At 70.7% G+C, this 16,687-nt stretch carries 13 protein-coding genes and 1 pseudogene; all 14 read right to left on the bottom strand.

Annotated features, from left to right (window positions below; all coding sequences use genetic code 11):
* On the bottom strand, positions 1-1,038 hold a 1,038-nt coding region (locus VGT06_09105), incomplete at its 3' end, for a cytochrome c3 family protein (GenBank protein HEV8663280.1).
* Entirely contained in the window at positions 1,038-2,231 is a 1,194-nt protein-coding gene (locus VGT06_09100; GenBank protein ID HEV8663279.1) for a c-type cytochrome, read from the bottom strand. The genes VGT06_09105 and VGT06_09100, both read right to left, overlap by 1 nt.
* Before the next feature lie 144 nt (positions 2,232-2,375).
* Positions 2,376-3,407, bottom strand: coding sequence for an ethylbenzene dehydrogenase-related protein (locus VGT06_09095; GenBank protein HEV8663278.1), 1,032 nt, complete (start codon positions 3,405-3,407; stop codon positions 2,376-2,378).
* Between the two features lie 66 nt (positions 3,408-3,473).
* Positions 3,474-5,417 (bottom strand): 4Fe-4S binding protein, encoded by a 1,944-nt coding sequence (locus tag VGT06_09090; protein HEV8663277.1) that lies wholly within the window; start codon positions 5,415-5,417, stop codon positions 3,474-3,476.
* Positions 5,414-5,884 carry a CYCXC family (seleno)protein gene (locus tag VGT06_09085; GenBank protein HEV8663276.1) on the bottom strand — a complete coding sequence of 157 codons (471 nt, stop codon included), beginning with the start codon at positions 5,882-5,884 and terminating at the stop codon, positions 5,414-5,416. The genes VGT06_09090 and VGT06_09085 overlap by 4 nt, the downstream gene beginning before the upstream one ends.
* A 46-nt stretch (positions 5,885-5,930) precedes the next feature.
* Entirely contained in the window at positions 5,931-6,203 is a 273-nt protein-coding gene (locus VGT06_09080; protein HEV8663275.1) for a hypothetical protein, read from the bottom strand.
* Between the two features lie 30 nt (positions 6,204-6,233).
* Positions 6,234-7,115 (bottom strand): universal stress protein, encoded by an 882-nt coding sequence (locus VGT06_09075; protein ID HEV8663274.1) that lies wholly within the window; start codon positions 7,113-7,115, stop codon positions 6,234-6,236.
* A 73-nt stretch (positions 7,116-7,188) separates the two neighbouring features.
* Positions 7,189-8,088, bottom strand: a pseudogene (gene nirK / locus VGT06_09070) (copper-containing nitrite reductase).
* Positions 8,089-8,491: 403 nt separating this feature from the next.
* A complete protein-coding gene (locus tag VGT06_09065) occupies positions 8,492-9,877 on the bottom strand; it encodes a sigma-54 dependent transcriptional regulator (GenBank protein HEV8663273.1) in 1,386 nt (461 codons plus the stop codon).
* A gap of 8 nt (positions 9,878-9,885) precedes the next feature.
* Positions 9,886-11,571, bottom strand: coding sequence for an ATP-binding protein (locus tag VGT06_09060; GenBank protein HEV8663272.1), 1,686 nt, complete (start codon positions 11,569-11,571; stop codon positions 9,886-9,888).
* Entirely contained in the window at positions 11,568-12,791 is a 1,224-nt protein-coding gene (locus VGT06_09055; protein HEV8663271.1) for a 4Fe-4S dicluster domain-containing protein, read from the bottom strand. Before VGT06_09055 ends, VGT06_09060 begins: the two co-directional genes overlap by 4 nt.
* Position 12,792: 1 nt before the next feature.
* Positions 12,793-14,082, bottom strand: a complete 1,290-nt coding sequence (gene hemL, locus VGT06_09050; GenBank protein ID HEV8663270.1) for a glutamate-1-semialdehyde 2,1-aminomutase — start codon at positions 14,080-14,082, stop codon at positions 12,793-12,795.
* Between the two features lie 51 nt (positions 14,083-14,133).
* Entirely contained in the window at positions 14,134-15,114 is a 981-nt protein-coding gene (gene hemB / locus VGT06_09045; protein ID HEV8663269.1) for a porphobilinogen synthase, read from the bottom strand.
* 125 nt (positions 15,115-15,239) lie between these two features.
* The coding region (gene glgA / locus VGT06_09040; GenBank protein HEV8663268.1) for a glycogen synthase GlgA at positions 15,240-16,687 on the bottom strand (1,448 nt) is incomplete at its 5' end.

The raw sequence follows: 16,687 nt of genomic DNA, 5'->3' as shown, positions 1-16,687 counted from the left end.
GGCGCCCTTCAGCTCGAACTGGGCCTGGCTGACCTCCATCCCGGCGTGCTCGGCCTGCAGCAGGATTGTGCGGGCCTTGTCGGTCTCGCCTCGGAGGCCGTCGAGCAGCGCCCGCATATCGGCGGCGCCCTTCCCGCCCTTGTCTCCGGCGGCGTGGCAGGCGGCACACACGGCCCCCTCCCCTAGCCCCAACATCTCGTCGCTCGCCTCCTTGATCTCATGGTTCTCATGACAGGTCGCGCACCCGGGGGCCCCCAGCTGGGTGAAGACCTTGGCGTGGCGACTCTTGGCGAAGAGCTCGGCCATCACCGTATGGCACTGCCCGCAGACGTTGCCCACCCACGAGATCCCCGGCGGCGCCGCGCCGTGGTTGCCGTGGCAGTCGTTGCACGTGGGGGCCGAGAGGTCACCCTTCTCCGCCATCGTCTTCCAGTGGACGCTCCCCTTGTACTTCTGGAGCTGGTCGGTGGGGATCTTGTACGGTGCCATGTATGGGGCGTCGGCGTGGCAGGAACCGCACGTCTCCGCCACCTTCAGGGGATGGACGCTCGATCGGGGGTCCGACGGCGGCCGGATGGCGTGGGCCGGATGGCAGCTGACGCAGACCGCCACCTTCGGGTCGCCGAGCTCCCGGAGCCGCCTCCCGTGCACCGACGTCACATACTCGGTTACCTGATCTACCCGCAGCGCGGGGTTGTACCGCTTCATGAACCGGGCGTCCGAGTGGCAGCGGCCGCAGAGCTGCGGGACCTGCTGCCGGTCGGGTTTGCCGAGGTACCCCTTGGCGGGGTCCATCGCCTCCATCCCGGCTTCCTTCGGGTCGCCCCCGTGGCAGGAGGCACAGCCGAACCCCTTGGCCGCGTGGATGTCCTCAGCGAAAGCTTTCACGGGCGCGGCGAGCCGGTCGTCACCCATCTCGAGGTGGCAGGTGACGCAGCTCTCCGCCGCCTGCTGCGCCGGCGCCGCCGATGGCCAGGCCAGCGAGAGGGAAACGGAGAGGCCGAGCCCCCCGAGCGCGGCGAGGCTCCCCGGCCGCATCACCGGGTCCGGCCCGTCGTTCGGAGGAACGCCGCCAGCTCCGCCATCTCCTCGGCCCGGAAGCGCGGCCAGGCGACCTTCTGCCGCTCGGGCCACTGCTCCATGAGAAAAGCGTGGTTCCACAAGGCGGCGATGACCGCGGGGGAGGAGTCGAGGCCCTTCACCCGCGCCAGATCGCCCGCGACCTTCCCCCCCAGGCCCGAGAGCGTGTGACAGGTCAGGCAGCCCTTGCTCGCCACCAGGCCCTCGCCCCGGCGGGGATCGGCGGGGTCGGCGAAATACTGGACGGCGTAGAGGTAGGCCACGAGGTCGGCCATTTCCCCGGCCGTGAGTTGGGGGACCGCGATTCCTCGAACCCTCATCGCCTCCAGCATGGCCGGGGCCTTGTTCCACATCGCCGCCGCAAACTGCGTCAGGCTCCGATGAACGACCCGTTCCGCCAGATCGGGGCCCACGCGGCCGCCCTGCCCCCTCACGCTGTGGCACGCGAGGCAGCGCCTCTCCGCGAAGAGTCGGCGTCCCTCCTCCGCCCGGCCGGGGAGAACGTAGAGGGGGCCCTCCACCGGCTCCGGCGAGGCGCTCTTCAGATAGGCGAGCAGGTCCACCAGTTCCGATTCCCGGAAGGTGGGGCGCTCGATCCGCCTCGCCCGCATCGCCTGGGCCATGGCGGGGCCGTGGTTCCACAGGGCCGCAGCCACGAGGATCGGCGAGCTGTACTGCTGCACGAAGTCGAGATTCGGCCCGACCACCCCACCGACGCCACGGACCTGGTGGCAGACGACGCACTTCTTCTCGGTGAAGAGCCGCCGGCCGGTCTCGGGGTTTCCGGGGGGATCGAAGTAGTTGAGCGTGAAGAGGAAGGCAATGAGATCGCCGGTCTCCCGGGCATTCAGGTGGGGGCGCGGAATGCCGAGCTGCCGCATCCGCTCCGCCATGCGGGGCAGGTGGTTCCACATGGCCGCGGCGAGATCGAAGAAGGACCGGGGGCGCGGGATGCGGCCGAGATCGGGCCCGACGGTCCCGCCCACGCCGTTCACGGCGTGACACCCGGCGCAGCCCTTGACCCCGAACACGCGGGCGCCGGCCAGCGGATCCTGGGTGGGACCGAAGAGGGACTGGGCAGAAGCCGGGCCGAGAGGCCAGAGGAGGAGGGGGAAAAGGAGGGCGACGGTCCAGTTCCTGGCCCGCTTCATCCGCATCCTCTCCGAGGAGAGACCCGGTGAGAGCCTCGTGCCAGACCGGCGCGGAGGAACCGCCGGCCCGCCTATGCTACTTCTGCGGACAGACTTTGGCAACCGCCGGGAGGGATTTTTTCCCTCCCGGCGACGATCTGCAACCTACTCGAATGCCATCTTCAGGACACCGGGGCTGTAGGCGTGGCGGACCTGGGCGTTGTCGAACACCGACACGCCGAAGGCGTACTGTTTCTTCATGTCGCTGAACTGCACGTCGAACTCGCTGCCGGTCACGAGCTTCCGGGAAAACTCGATCGTCCTCACGCCGTCCTTCCAGGCGTGCCTGGCGGCAATTTCGCCGCGGTCGTCGGCGAAGGGGGCGATGATGATCCCCGGCACCTCGTCGCCGGCCTTGTACTTCGCGTTGTCGAGCGGCTCTTTCTCGCTGTCGAAGATCCAGTAGGGCGGAGCCGGCGCGTTCCCCTTCAGGGCGAACTTCGGCCCCTTCTTATCATCGCTCACGTTGTCCTTGTAGCCCCCGCCCGTCTTGGGATCGCCATGCCGACCGGCCTCCGGGCTCTTCTCCTTGTCGTACCGGGTGCTGTCCACGTACTGGTCGTCAATCTGCCCGACGGGTCCCGTCCGCACGCCCTTCCAGTGCCACATGTCCAGGCGCTCGCCGGCGTCCTTGGTGTACTTGTTGCCGAAGGGCTTCCCCTCGCCAGTGTGGCAGGCCGACAGGCACCCCCGCTGCTCGAAGGCCGGAGAGGAGATGTTCCAGATCACCGCCATCTTGTCTTCGTAGTAGAGGTTGTTATCCCCCCCCTTGTCGTTCGGGTCCTTCAGCTTCTGCCAGGAGCCGTCGGCCTGCTTCACCCACGGGCTCCGGCGGACGCTGTCGGTCGCGTCCTTGTACTGCGCGAGGAAGTACACCATGTCTGCCGTGTAGACCGCGCGGAGCGTGACCTCCGTCGTTCCGCCGGGCAGGTTCCGGCCCCCCAGGACCTTGACCGTGAGCGGAGGGGCGTTCTTCCAGGAGTCCTCCATGACCCCGTCGAGCGTCGGCGGGGCGGCGACCTTCTTGGCGACCAGGACGTTCTTCTGCTGCGCGTCGAGCGGCGCGGCGAAGAGCCCCAGGCCGATCCCCACCGCCAACAGGAAGGCGGGGACTGCCCACTTCCAGGTGCGTTTCATCAATCGCTTCTCCTTTCTTCCCTCCCCACCCCTCCCCCCCACCGGGAGAGGAGCAGGCCGAGGGCCTCACATCCCGTGACGCATTCCCATCGGCTGGTTCAGCAGCACGATGCCGGCCACGGTGAAGACGAAGGACAGCGCCGCCATCGGGATCAGGACCCGGCTAGCGGTCCGCGGGTCCGGGTACGCGCGGAGCGACAGCCGATGCCCGGCCAGGAGCGACAGACCGAAGAACCCGACCATGAAGGCCATCTGGAGGAGCCCGACCACCGGCTCGGGGGCCAGCGGGAGGATCCGCCAGTCGGGCTGCCCGAGGGAGAACGGCGTGTAGAGCGCCACCGCACGCTGGACGACGGGGACGATCCCTCCCCCCTCGAGGAGCAGGTGGGCCAGGTTGTGGGCCAGATGGAGCGCAAGCCCGACCGGGACGAACATGTAGCCGAAGAGGACAAAGGTCTTACGAAGCCCGAGGCCCGCCGCCCCTGCCAGCCGGTCGGCCACCGCCGCCCCAGCAAGGATCAGGAGCGGCACCACGACGAGAGCGCCGCCCAGGAGGAGGATCGACTCGACCAGCCCCAGGTACGTGACCGGCTTCAGGATACTCTTGACAAGGCCCGGGAGCCAGCGCGCCATCGCTGAGATCCAGACCGGCCAGGCGGTCAGCATCTGCGCGGTCACGAGCAGCGTCAGCCCCACCAGGGCGACCGCCAGGTACGACTCGTCGAGGACGCGACGCCGCGAGGCCCAGAGGTCCTTGCCGAAGGCGCGGAAGCGGAGCAGGAGATTCTCATGCCCGCAACCCTTCACGCACTCGGCGCAGAGGTGGCAGTAATTGTTCCGGTCCATGGTCTGGGGGAACTCGAACATCGGGCATCCCCGGGCCGCCCCGCTCCCCCGATAGCAGGCCTTCTCCCGGTCCGCAGCGCAGACGGCGCTATCCCTGGCGCGCAGCTCGACGGGCGCCGTCATGGAGTAGATTCCGATCAGGCCCCCGATCGGGCAGAGGTACCGGCAGAAGCTCCGCCGCTCGTAGAAGAGGCCGATCGCAACCGCCAGGGCCGCGAAGAAGAGCACGATCCAGGCGGTCACCCACGGCGAGCGCACCACCCCGAGCTGCTCGTCGGCCCAGGTGAGGAGAACGAACATTCCCGTGGCCCACCAGAGGTTCCGGAACGGCCTGGGGAGCCGCCGCACCGGCGCCGCCAGCCGCGCGGTCCACTCGTTCAGCGCGCCGAAGGGACAGGCCAGACACCACACGCGCCCCGCGAGAAAGAAGGTGAAGATGATCCCGGCCCACCAGATGGTCCAGGTGAGCTTCGTGGCCAGGTTGACCCCGCCATCCTGGACGTCGAAGAAGCCGAGGACCACGACCACCCCCATCAGGAAGAGCAGCGGGACCTGGAGCGACGGCTGGAGCGCGGGGGCGGTCAGGAGCCGCCGCAGCCATGGGATCTGCAGGAGGTTGAGGGCCCCGTCGGCCGGGGGCCCGAGCCTCGCCCGAAGGGCAACGGCGTACACCCCGAGGACGGCGATGCCCCCGACCAGGGCGAGGAGCGTCCAGACGAGCGCCCCGAGCCCGGGAGCCCGCTCGACCGCGACCTGGAACTCCACCAGGAGGGGCGGCTCGAAGCGCTGCTCCTCCAGCTCCTCCAGGAGGACGCGGAGCTGGTGGGGCCCCCGCCGCTCAGGGGTGACCGTGACCGTGTAGCTGCCGGCCCATGTCACCTCGGAGGCCGGGGAGGGATCGCGGAGGGCGCCCGCCGGGGCCAGGCTGATGAGCACCCGCCCCCCGGAAACGGCACGGAGCGGGGAGTTCTTGGAGACTTTGGCGACGATCTGGCTCTCCTGGCCGGCCGCGAGCGGGCCCGGCTGGCTCAGGAGCTCCACCTGATACCCTTGGACCGTCACCCGACTCATCCCGCCGAGGGGACTGGCCGCGCCGTGCTCCCCGTGCGCGGCCGCGGCGGCGGGGAGCAGGAGGAGGATCGCCCCCAGCAGGCGAGAGATCATCGGCCGTACTTCCGGTCGATCTCGGCGCGGATCCAGGCCACCGGGTACCCGGCCTTCACCATGCGAGACGCATCCAGCGCCTCGTCCATGCAGATGTCTCAGGTGGCCGCGTGGCCGTCCGTATAGCAGGAGAGCAGGCTCTTGTGGCCCAGGTGCTTGTCGCACTCGCAGTAACAGTAGAGCTGGTCGAGAGTGTCGGGGATCTCCCGCGCGACCCGGTGGGCCAGCGCCGCCTTCCCGACGAAGAGCGCCGGGTCGAGGGTCGGTCGGGTCTCGCGGCGCGCGGCGGCCGGCACGGCCTTGACCGCCGACAGCCCGGGACCGCCCGAGGCACGGGGAGGCGCCGGCGCCCGGGCGAGCCAGGCGAGGGCGATCCCACCCACCACCAGCGCGACTGCCACGCCCGGCACCCAGTACCGAAGCATCCCCCCGCTCGACTTCGCAGCCCGCCCGCGACGCCTGCCCATTGGGCCCTCCTTTTGCGAGACCCAGACCCCTTCCCGCCCGCAGCCGCTACTGGAGCCGGGCGAGGCAGCCCTGCGCGCACCCGCTCCGCTCGGGCCACAGCGAGCAGTCCCCCACTCGGAAGCGCGGGCGGCCGACGAGGGCGTCGGTGAGCGCCGCGCGGGACGCGTCAACCCGGACGGCCGCCCTTCCCCCCGTCACGGGACAGGCGAGGCGCTTCGGGGACCGGAAGCGCCGGAAGGTCTGGAGAAAGACCGGCACCAGAACGTATACGAGGCCCAGGCCGACGATCGCGGTCAGCAGCATCCATGGCTGGGTCATGCTCCCCTCCTGTGGCGAGGGCCTCGCCACTCATCCGGCCCGTTCTCCCGCCTTGAAGAGCAGGACCGGCACCGGCGCCCTCCTGAGCACGTCCGCCGCTACACTCCCCATGAGCAGCCGGCTCAGCCCGTTCCGGCCGTGGGTGGCCATCGCGATCAGATCCACCTGCTCCCGTCCGGCAAGGGCCGCGATCGCCTCGGCCGCCCTCCCCAACCCGACCACGCACTCCACCCGCAGCCCCGCGTCCCGGAGGGGTTCCGCGACCTTGGCCAGGTGCCGCTCGGCATCCCCGCGTTGGTGGGCCATCAGCTCGGGCAGGCGCGTCGAGGTCTCGCCCATGCCGCGCAAGCCCAGCGGGTCAATGACCGTGAACAGGACAACGGTAAGGTCCCGCGCACCGGCCAGCCGCTGCGCGACCCGCAAGATGCCCTCAGAGAGCTCCGATCCATCGAGGGGGACCAGCATCTTCCGGGTCGCCCAGGGCTTCCAGGCGGACTGGCCCCGGATCAGGAGGACCGGGACCCGGGCCGACCGGACGACGGCCTCTGCCACGCTGCCGAGGACCAGGCGGCTCAACCCGCCCCGGCCGTGGGTGGCCATGGTGATCAGATCCACCCCGTTCCGCGCGACCGCCTGGGTGATCGCGGCGGCGGGCTCGTCATACCAGACTGCCCAACGGACTCGCTTGAGGCCCCGCCGCTGCAGCCGGTCGGCCACCCCTGCGAGGTACGCTTCCGCCTCCCCCACGGCCCGCACCTGGGCCTCGGTGTCATCGCCGCCGGGGAGGTGGTGGACCAGGACCGACCGGAGCAGGGACACCTCTGCTTCCTCTTCCTTCGCCCACTCCTCCGCCACGGCGAGAATGCTCTCGGCCAGGGGCGACCCGTCGAGCGGAACCAGAAGCCTTTTCATTGCGAGCCCCTCCTGCCCCTCTCCCGTACCGCCATCAATGGCCTGTCGGGCCAGATCCCCTCTGGAGGGCCTTGAACACCGCGGGTGCCTCGGGGCCCGTCGCCTCGAGCGCCCCGAGGGCCCCCTTGCCGAACGCCCGGAAGATGCTGTGATCCACGAGCAGGTACGTCCCGGGGGCGTCGAGCCGGAACTCCACGATGGCCGCGCCGCCCGCCGGGATCAGGGTGCTCTGGATGTTCTTGTTCGGGGTCCCGCCGATCGCTCCCTCGGGGTACACCGCGTCAAAGATCTCCCCGATGACGTGGAACGAGGAGGCCAGATTCGGGCCGGCGTTCCCCACGTACAGTCTCACCCGGTCTCCCACCTTCGCCTTCAGCGCCCGCTCCCCCAGGAGGGCTCCCACCCGGCCGTTGAACAGGACATAGTCCGGCTGCTCGCGTTCCGCCTTCTCGAAGGAGAAGGGCTGGAACCCCTCCTCGCCGTACCTGCCCTGCGTGTAGAACTCGCTCTGGAGGACGTAGAACTCCTTGTCCACGGGGGGAAGGCCGCCCTGCGGCTCCACCAGGATCAGGCCGTACATCCCGTTGGCCACATGGAGAGGAACGGGGGGTGTCGCGCAGTGGTAGATGTAGAGGCCCGGGTTCATCGCCTTCCACACGAAGGCGGTCTCCCCCCCCGGAATGGTCTGGGTGACCTTCGCCCCGCCGCCGGGTCCGGTGACCGCGTGCAGGTCGATCGAGTGGGGGAACTTGCTGGCCTTGTCGTTCTTCAGGTAGAGCTCGATCTCATCGCCGACGCGCACCCGGATGAAGGGCCCGGGGAGCGTCCCCCCGAAGGTCCAGATCTCGTACTCGACGCCATCAGCCAGTTGCGCCCGGTGCTCCTCGGTCGTCAGCTCGACGAGAATCTTGGCCGGCCGGGTCCGCTCGATCGGGGGCGGGACCTCGGGTGCCGCGGTCAGCTTGGCCCGGAGGGCTTCCTGGGCCCAGGGGTTTCCCGCAGGGCCAAGGAGCAGGGCTGCGCCGAGTAAGAGGGAAGTTGCGGCTGGGAGTGACCTCATGGCGATCCTCTCCTTTCTCTTCTCTTGTTTGCCAGGGATAGAGCGCCAGTTGCGGGGCAGTTCAGCAAGAGCGGTGCCACGGCCGCTCACGCCGCTCGGGGAAGGAAGGATCACGTAACGTTCTGTTTTTGCAGGAGGCGGGGAACCGGCTCTGCGCGGGGGGAAATCCCGCGGCGCCAGCGGCGGGACATGGACGCCGCACCGGGCTGGGGCTTACCGGGCCGGGTGAAAGGCCGATTCCCCTCTGGATCTCCGCGGAAGGACCGGGTGGGGCAGCGGCGCCCCACGGGGCGGGCGGGTGTCTCAGGCGGATGGGTCAGGAGGCATCGAGGCCGTGCTTCTTCAGGAGGCGGTGGATGGTCTTGCGGTCCACGCCGGCGGCGCGGGCGGCCTGGGAGATGTTGCCCGCGTGCTGCTTGAGGAGGGAACGCAGATACTCCTTCTCGAAGGTCCGGGTCCACTCGTCCTTCGCCCGCTTCATCGGGAGGTCCGGCCGGCTCTCGGCCGCGACGGCTCCCGCCTCCCGGACCCGGATGTGCTCCGGCAGATCTTCGGGGAGCAGTCCCTCGTGCTCGGCGAGGACGACGGCCCGCTCGATCACGTTCTGCAGCTCCCGGACGTTGCCCGGCCACCCGTGGCTCTCCAGCAGCGCCAGCGTCTCCGGGGCGATCCCGGTGATCCGCTTCCCGCTGCTGGCCACGTACTTCCGGAGGTAGTGATGGGCGATGAGGGGGACGTCTCCCTTGCGCTCCCGCAGCGGCGGCAGGGGGATGGAGATGACGTTCAACCGGTAGAAGAGGTCTTCCCGAAATTCGGCCCGCTTCACCACCTCCTCCAGGTCCCGGTTGGTCGCCGAGATGACCCGCACATCCACCGGGATGAGCCGGTTGCCCCCGACCCGGCGGATCTGCCGCTCTTGGAGGACCCGCAGGAGCTTCGCCTGCAAGTTCCCCCCCAGGTCCCCCACCTCGTCCAGAAAGACCGTCCCCCCGTTGGCGTATTCGAAGAGGCCCGGGCGGGTCATGTGGGCCCCCGTGAAGGCGCCCTTCTCGTGCCCGAACAGCTCGCTCTCCAGGAGGTTCTCCGGGAGAGAGGCGCAGTCCACCGGCACGAAGGGCTTGGCGACCCGCGCGCTGTTGACGTGGATGGACCGGGCCACCAGCTCCTTCCCGGTCCCGCTCTCCCCGACGATGAGGACGTTGGCCTCGCTCCGGGCCACCTTCTTGATCACCTCGAACACCTGCAGCATCGGCAGCGAGCGTCCGATGATGTTCTCGAAGCGGTACGACTCCTGGAGCTGTTCTTTCAGGCGGCGGTTCTCCTCCTGCAGGCGCCGCTGGGTGAGGGCCCGCTCGATGACCACCTGGAGCTGGTCCGCCGTGAAGGGCTTGGTGATGTAGTCGAACGCCCCGGCCTTGATCGCCTCGACCGCCGTCTCGATCGTCGCGTGCGCCGTGAAGAGCACCACCGGCGCTTGGGGGATGACCCGCTTGACCTCCTTCAGGACCTCCAGGCCGTCCATCCCGGGCATCCTGAGGTCGGTCAGGACCAGGTCGGGCTGCTCCCGCTCCAGCGCCGCCAGGGCCGCCCGCCCGTCGGTGGCCGTCACCGACTCGTGGCCGAGGCGGGTCAGGATCCGGGCCACGGTCTCGACCATGTCCGGCTCGTCGTCCACCACCAGGATCCGAGCCGCCTCCGCCATGCCGCCCCCTATCGCTCCCCTGCCGCGGGCAGGGTGACCAGGAAAGTGGTTCCCTCTCCCTCGTGGCTGCGGACCGCGAGACTCCCGCTGTGGTCGCGCACGATCCCGTAGGAGATGGCGAGGCCCAGGCCCGTGCCCTTCTCCTTCGTCGTGAAGAACGGGTCGAAGACCTTCAACAGGTGCTCGGGCGGGATCCCCTTGCCCGTGTCGGTCACCTCCACCTCCACCGCGCGCCCCCCCCGGCGGGTGGCCACCCGGAGGCGTCCCCCCTCCGGCATCGCCTCCCGGGCGTTGGTCAGGAGGTTGAGGATCACCTGCTGCAGGTGGTTGGCGCTCCCCAGGACCGCGGGCAGGCCCGGGGCCAGCTCTTGCTCCAGTGTCACCTTCTCCCGGGCCAGTTGCTTCTCCATCAGGACGAGGGCCTCTTCCACGACGGTGTTAATGTCCACGGGCGTGAGCCGCCAGGCCTGGGCGCGGGAGAAGGAGAGGAGCCCCTGCGTGATGCGGGCCACCCGATCGGCGTGCTTGGCGATGACTCGCAGATCGCCCCGAACCGTCTCCGAGAGGCTCTGCTCCTCCGCCTCGAGCAGCATGCACTCCACGCGGGAGGCGATGACGCCGATGGGATTGTTGATCTCGTGGGCCAGGCCGGCCGAGAGGGTGCCGATGGCCGCCATCTTTTCCGCCTGCTGCATCGCCTTTTCCAGACCCACCCGCTCCGTCACGTCCTCCACCGTGATGAGCGTCCCCTGGACCTCCCCCCGGAGGTCCCGCATGGCGGTCCCCTTGACGTTCAGGATCACCTCCCCCCGACGGAGCGTCCGGTGGGCGAAGCGCTCCAGCGTCAGCGTGGCCGCCTGGCCCCCGAAGACCTGGTCCAGGAAGGCGGCGAACCCCTCCTCGCGGAGGGCCGGGAAGGCCTCCAGGAGGTCCCGCCCCAGGATCTCCTCCCGCTTCACCGCGTAGCGCTCCTCCAGGGCGCGGTTCCAGTGGGTCACCCTCCGGTCCCGGTCCAGGACGATGACCCCGTCCTGCATCGTCTCCACGATCTCCCGGATCCGCTCCCGCTGCTCCGTCAGGTCCCGGTTGAGCTGGACCATCTCCCGCCGCCGCTGGCGCTCCCGCTCCGAGAGGAGGCCGAGGGAGACCCCCAGCAGCGCCAGGAACGCTCCGCGCAGGGCCAGGGCGCTCCAGGCCTCCGGCGCGAGGCCCGGCCAGGACACCGCCACGTACAGCAAAAACGAGAGGGCCGACGCGCCGATCCCTCGCTGGAGGCCGTAGTAGAACGCCTGGAGGGCGGTCAGCAGATAGAAGGCGAGATAGAAGTTGCTCTCGAGCCCTCCCGTGAGATGGACCAGGACTGTGGCGAAGCCGAGGTCCAGGGCGAAGACCCAGAGGTTGAGCGCCCCCATGGTCAACCCGCGGAGGAGGACCAGGGCGTACAGGCTCGCGCTGTAGGCAGCGAAGGTGAGCAGGAGCAGGGCGACGGACTGGCGGGTCGCGGCGGGCAGAGGCGCGAGGAGGACCCACAGGAGACTCCCCACGATCACGAGGACCCGGAGGAAGGCGAAGACCCGCAGCGTGGGACCGAGCCGCTCCCAGGCTTCCGTGGCCCGCTGCCGGATGCTCCTGCCGGCCGCGGCAAGCGCGGGGGCGGCGCGTGCCTCGCCGGTGACCGGGCGAACCCCACTCATGGGACAGCCTCGCCCGCAGGGGGACCCGACGGGCCGGCCCCGTCCGCGGCACCGCCCGCCGCGTCCGCGGCCGGCACGGCCGGGAACAAGTCCGGCATCCCGCAATACTTGCACCGGCCGCTCCCCGCCGTCGCCCTGGAGGGGAAGAACGGCAGGCCGCAGGCCGTGCAGTGGGCGCTCGTCTTGCGGACAGCGACCCGGACCGTCCCCTGCCTGAGGGCGGCCACCGGGACGCGCGGCGCGAAGCCGAGCGCCTTTGGCGCACAGTGCTCCACGCAAAGGCCGCAGTTGACGCACCGGGACGCCTGGAAGGTGAGCGTAAAGCCCTCCGGGCTCTCCGGCTGCTTCAGAGCCTCCGTGGGGCAGACCCGGACGCAGGTGGCGGAGCCGTCGCAGGCGTCCAGATCCACTTCGAGGTCGGCGAAGGGGCCTTCGGGGTCATAGGGGAGGATCCCATCGGGTCCCGGCAGCCGGCGGAGCAGCCCCAGGAGAAGACGCCGCTCGGAGGAGAGGGTCCCACGGGGCGAGGGGGCCCGGCGGCCGCTCCATCCCTCGGCCACCTCATCCGCCACCTTCGCCGCCACCTGCAGACCCTCCCGCCGCATCCAGGCGAAGAAGGCCCGGCGCTCCGGCTCGACCTCGGCCCGTCGCCGCTGGCGGGCCGGCGCCTCCGCCTCAGGAATCAGGCGCAACCCGCCCGTCGCGGGCAGGGCGCCGCTCCACCCCTGCAGGCGGGCGACGGTCCGCTCGAGACGGGGCATGGCCGGGGCGTTCTCGCATCCCCCGCAGGGACCGCGCACGAGGGTCACCTCCCGCGCTCCTGCGGCGAACGCGCCCAGCAAGAGGGTCTCCTCCGCCCGCGCCAGGCAGGGGAGGACCGCGTCCGCCTGGCGGGCGACGCGGCTCTTGACGCACGTGACGACCGCTGAGCCGGCGGCCCGGGCCGCGCGCTCGACCTGCGCGAGGGTGTCCCCCAGGCCGCTCTCCGGGAGACGGTAGGCGTCGGTGGGGCAGACGGTCAGGCACGCCCCGCACCCGGTGCAGGCGGGGAGGACCTTCACGGCTCCCGTGAGGTCGATGGCCGCGTGCGGGCAGGCCTCGACGCAGCGCTGGCACCGGGAGAGGAAGGTCATCTCCCGGGTGCACGCGGCGGCGTCGACCGCGGCGGGGGGTTGCTCGAAGCGGTCAGCGAGGTGTTGGAGGAAGTCGAAGGAGACCATTCTAGAGAGCGGCGCCGGCGAAGGCCGTCCGGGCGGCACGGACCGTCTCCGCGATGTCGCCGGCCGCGTGGGCGGCTGACACGAAGGCCGCCTCGAACTGCGCCGGGGGGAAATAGACGCCCTGCTCCAGGAGCCCCCGGAAGAACCGGGCATAGCGCTGCCGGTCGGCCGTGTCCGCGTCGGTCCAGGACCAGACCTCACGATCGGTGAAGAAGACCGTGAGCATCGAGGCGGCCCGCTGCACCCGGGCGGCCACCCGCGCCTCTCGGGCGGCGGCGCGCAGCCCCTCCTCCAGAGTCGCCGCCCGCTCGTCCAGACTCTTGTAGAAGCCCGGGGCCTTCAGGAGGGTCAGCGTGGCGATCCCGGCCGTCATGGCCAGCGGGTTCCCCGATAGGGTCCCGGCCTGATAGACAGGCCCCAGCGGGGCGACCTGCTCCATGATCTCCCGCCGCCCGCCATAGGCCCCGACCGGGAGGCCCCCCCCGAGGATCTTCCCGAGGCAGGTGAGGTCCGCCGGGACCCGATAGACCTCCTGGGCCCCCCCGAGGGCGAGGCGGAACCCGGTGATGACCTCATCGAAGATCAGGAGAACCCCGTGCCGGGCCGTGAGCTCCCGGAGCCCGCTCAGGAACCCGGGCCGGGGCAGAACCACGCCCATGTTCCCCACCACCGGCTCCAGGATCAGACAGGCGACCTCCTTCCCCACGGCTTCGAGGGCGCGCCGGACGGCGTCCAGGTCGTTGAAGGGGAGCGCGATGGTCCCCCGCGCGAGCGCCGCCGGGACGCCGGCCGAGTCCGGGACGCCGAAGGTCGCCGCGCCAGAGCCGGCCTTGACCAGGAGGCTGTCGGCATGGCCGTGGTAGCAGCCCTCGAACTTGATGACCCTCTCCCGCCCCGTGAACCCCCGGGCCGCCCGGATGGCGCTCATGGCCGCCTCCGTCCCGGAGGAGACGAAGCGGAGCATCTCGATCGAGGGGAAGGCCTCCTGGACGAGTCCGGCCAGCCGCACCTCCTGCTCCGTCGGCGCCCCGTAGGAGGTCCCCCGTTCGATGGCTTCCCGCAGGGCGGCGACCACCTCCGGATGGGTGTGCCCGAGGATGAGCGGTCCCCAGGAGCAGACGTAGTCCAGATAGTCGTTACCGTCCACATCGGTAAGGAGCGGCCCCGCCCCCCGGGCAACGAAGAAGGGGTCCCCCCCGACGGCGCGGAACGCCCGGACGGGCGAATCCACCCCACCCGGCAGCAGGCGCTGGGCTTCTTCAAACAGCCGGCGCGACGTCTCCCGCCGCATGGCAGTACACTCCGGGCTGAGGGGAGGATGGGAGCGCGGGTCCAGGGAGGCCTACCGACGCTCCCGGAGGAGCGCCGCGACGTCCTTGGCGAAGTAGGTCAGGATGAGGTCGGCCCCGGCCCGCTTGATCCCCGTGAGCGCCTCCAGCATGGCCTGCTCCCCGTCCAGCCAGCCGAGGCGCGCGGCCGCCTTCACCATGGCGAACTCTCCGCTCACGCTGTAGGCAGCGATCGGGACGGCGTACTCGGCCCGGACCCGGGCGATCACATCGAGGTAGGGCAGCGCCGGCTTCACCATCACGATGTCCGCCCCCTCCTCCAGGTCCAGGGCCACCTCCCGCAGGGCCTCGTCGGCGTTGGCCGGGTCCATCTGGTAGGCGCGGCGGTCGCCGAACTGGGGGGCGGAGCCGGCTGCCTCCCGGAACGGGCCGTAGAAGGCCGAGGCGTACTTGGCAGCGTAGGCCATGATGGGGATCTCCTCGAAGCCGCCCTCGTCGAGGGCTTCGCGGATGGCCGCCACCCGGCCGTCCATCATATCGGAGGGGGCGATCATGTCGGCCCCCGCCTCCGCCTGCGAGAGGGCCGTCTTGGCGATGAGCTCGAGCGTCGGATCGTTCCGGACCCGGCCCTCCTCCACCACCCCGCAGTGGCCGTGGCTGGTGTACTCGCAGAGGCACGTGTCCGCGATCACGACCAGGTCCGAGACCGAGTCCTTGATCGCCCGGATGGCCTGCTGGATGATCCCGTCGCTCGCGTAGGCCTCGGATCCATAGGCGTCCTTGGTCTCCGGGATGCCGAAGAGGAGGACTCCCGGGACCCCCAGGGCGGCGGCCTCCTTCACCTCCTTGACCAGCTCGTCTACCGAGAGGCGGAAGGTCCCGGGCATCGGCGCGATCTCCTCGCGTACCCCGCGCCCGTGGAGGACGAAGAACGGCATGATCAGGTCGTCCACCCGCAGGGTGGTCTCCCGGACCATCCGCCGCAAGGTCTCCGTCTTGCGCAGCCGCCGGGGCCGGTACACCGGGTAATACATCCCGCACCTCCTCGCCGGCCCGCACCCGGCCGTGCCGGACGCGGGCCGCTCTCTCGGGATGATACGCCCGCCCGGGAGAGGCGTCAATTCACCCCGGCCAACGGCGCGGCGCAGGCCGAGGGCCTCTAGGGCTCCCCGCCCCGCCGCTTGGCGATGGCGCGCCGGTACACCTGGACGTACTCCTGGGCCGAGCGGGTCCAGGAGAAGTCGGCCGCCATGGCGTTCTGGACGAGCCGGTTCCAGAGGGGCCGATTCCGGTAGCAGGCGAGCGCCCCGCGCACCGCCCGAAGCAGCCCCTCCGCCGTCGCCTCAGTGAACTTGAAGCCGTTCCCCTCGCCAGTCGTCGGGTCGAAGGGGACGACCGTGTCGTCCAGCCCCCCCGTCGCTCGGACCACGGGGATGGTCCCGTAGAGGAGGCTGTACATCTGGTTCAGGCCGCAGGGCTCGTACCGGGAGGGCATGAGGAACAGGTCGGACCCGGCTTCGATCTTGTGGGAGAGGGCGACGTCGAAGCCGATCCGGACTCCGGCCCGGGTCGGCTGCCTCTGGCCCAACGCCACGAAGGCCGCCTCCAGCCCGGGATCCCCCGTCCCGAGGAGGACGAGCTGGGCCCCCTCGGCGAGGAACGCGTCCGCCGCGGCCGCCACGAGGTCGATCCCCTTCTGGTCGGCGAGGCGGGAGATCACCCCCAGGACCGGCACCTCCGGACGGACCGGGAGGTCCATCGCCCGCTGCAGGTCGGCCTTGCAGACCGCCTTCCCGCTGAGGTCCGCGCGGCTGTAGTGGGCAGCCAGGTGCTTGTCGGCGGCCGGGCTCCACTCCTCCGTGTCCACGCCGTTCAGGATCCCGTACAGGTCGGCGGCCCGCTCCCGCAGGACGCCGTCGAGCCCGGCGCCGAACTCCGGGGTCTGGATCTCCTGACTGTAGCGGCGACTGACCGTGCTCAGGCAGTCGGCGTAGACGAGGCCGGCCTTCAGGACGTTGACCTTCCCATGGAACTCCAGGCCCTGCCAGTGGAAGAGTTCCCAGGGAAGGCCGGTGACCCGCAGCTTCTCGGGCGGGAAGAGCCCCTGGTAGCCCAGGTTGTGGATGGTGAAGAGGGTGGCTGCCCTGCCCAGGACCGGGTCGGCGGCGTACAGGGTCTTCAGGTAGGGGGGGACGAGGCCGGTCTGCCAGTCGTTGCAGTGGAGGAGGTCCGGGGTGAGGCCCAGGGCCCGGACCACCTCCAGGACCCCGCGGGCGAAGGCGGTGAAGCGCTCGGCGTTGTCCGGGTAGTCCTGTCCCTTTTCCTGGTAGAGGCCCTCGCGGCCGAAGAACCCCTCGTGCCCGAGGAAGAGGGCGCGGGCGCCCGGCATCGGCGCCTCGAAGACCGTGAGCGTCTCCTGCCGGTCCCCGACGGGGACCCGCACGCCCTCACGGACCTTCCGGAGGCCGAACCGGGCCCCGTCGATCGCGCGGTACCGCGGCAGGGCGACCGTCACCTCCACCCCGAGGCCCGCCAGTGCCCGCGGCAGCGCGCCGGCCACATCGGCCAGGCCCCCCGTCTTGGCGAAGGGGGCGACCTCAGAGGAAA

The organism is Candidatus Methylomirabilis sp., from assembly GCA_036000645.1.
In the GTDB taxonomy this organism is placed as follows: Bacteria; Methylomirabilota; Methylomirabilia; order Methylomirabilales; family JACPAU01; genus JACPAU01.
The sequence above is the reverse complement of the archived record's forward strand: the minus strand, read 5'-3'. Positions and strand labels throughout refer to the sequence as shown.

What these genes read in the sequence shown, in the direction of transcription:
- VGT06_09100 (HEV8663279.1), bottom strand. Translation starts at nt 2,231, where the DNA reads ATGAAGCGGGCCAGGAACTGGACCGTCGCCCTCCTTTTCCCCCTCCTC.
- VGT06_09095 (HEV8663278.1), bottom strand. Translation starts at nt 3,407, where the DNA reads ATGAAACGCACCTGGAAGTGGGCAGTCCCCGCCTTCCTGTTGGCGGTG.
- VGT06_09090 (HEV8663277.1), bottom strand. Translation starts at nt 5,417, where the DNA reads ATGATCTCTCGCCTGCTGGGGGCGATCCTCCTCCTGCTCCCCGCCGCC.
- VGT06_09080 (HEV8663275.1), bottom strand. Translation starts at nt 6,203, where the DNA reads ATGACCCAGCCATGGATGCTGCTGACCGCGATCGTCGGCCTGGGCCTC.
- VGT06_09075 (HEV8663274.1), bottom strand. Translation starts at nt 7,115, where the DNA reads ATGAAAAGGCTTCTGGTTCCGCTCGACGGGTCGCCCCTGGCCGAGAGC.
- VGT06_09065 (HEV8663273.1), bottom strand. Translation starts at nt 9,877, where the DNA reads ATGGCGGAGGCGGCTCGGATCCTGGTGGTGGACGACGAGCCGGACATG.
- VGT06_09060 (HEV8663272.1), bottom strand. Translation starts at nt 11,571, where the DNA reads ATGAGTGGGGTTCGCCCGGTCACCGGCGAGGCACGCGCCGCCCCCGCG.
- VGT06_09055 (HEV8663271.1), bottom strand. Translation starts at nt 12,791, where the DNA reads ATGGTCTCCTTCGACTTCCTCCAACACCTCGCTGACCGCTTCGAGCAA.
- hemL (HEV8663270.1), bottom strand. Translation starts at nt 14,082, where the DNA reads ATGCGGCGGGAGACGTCGCGCCGGCTGTTTGAAGAAGCCCAGCGCCTG.
- hemB (HEV8663269.1), bottom strand. Translation starts at nt 15,114, where the DNA reads ATGTATTACCCGGTGTACCGGCCCCGGCGGCTGCGCAAGACGGAGACC.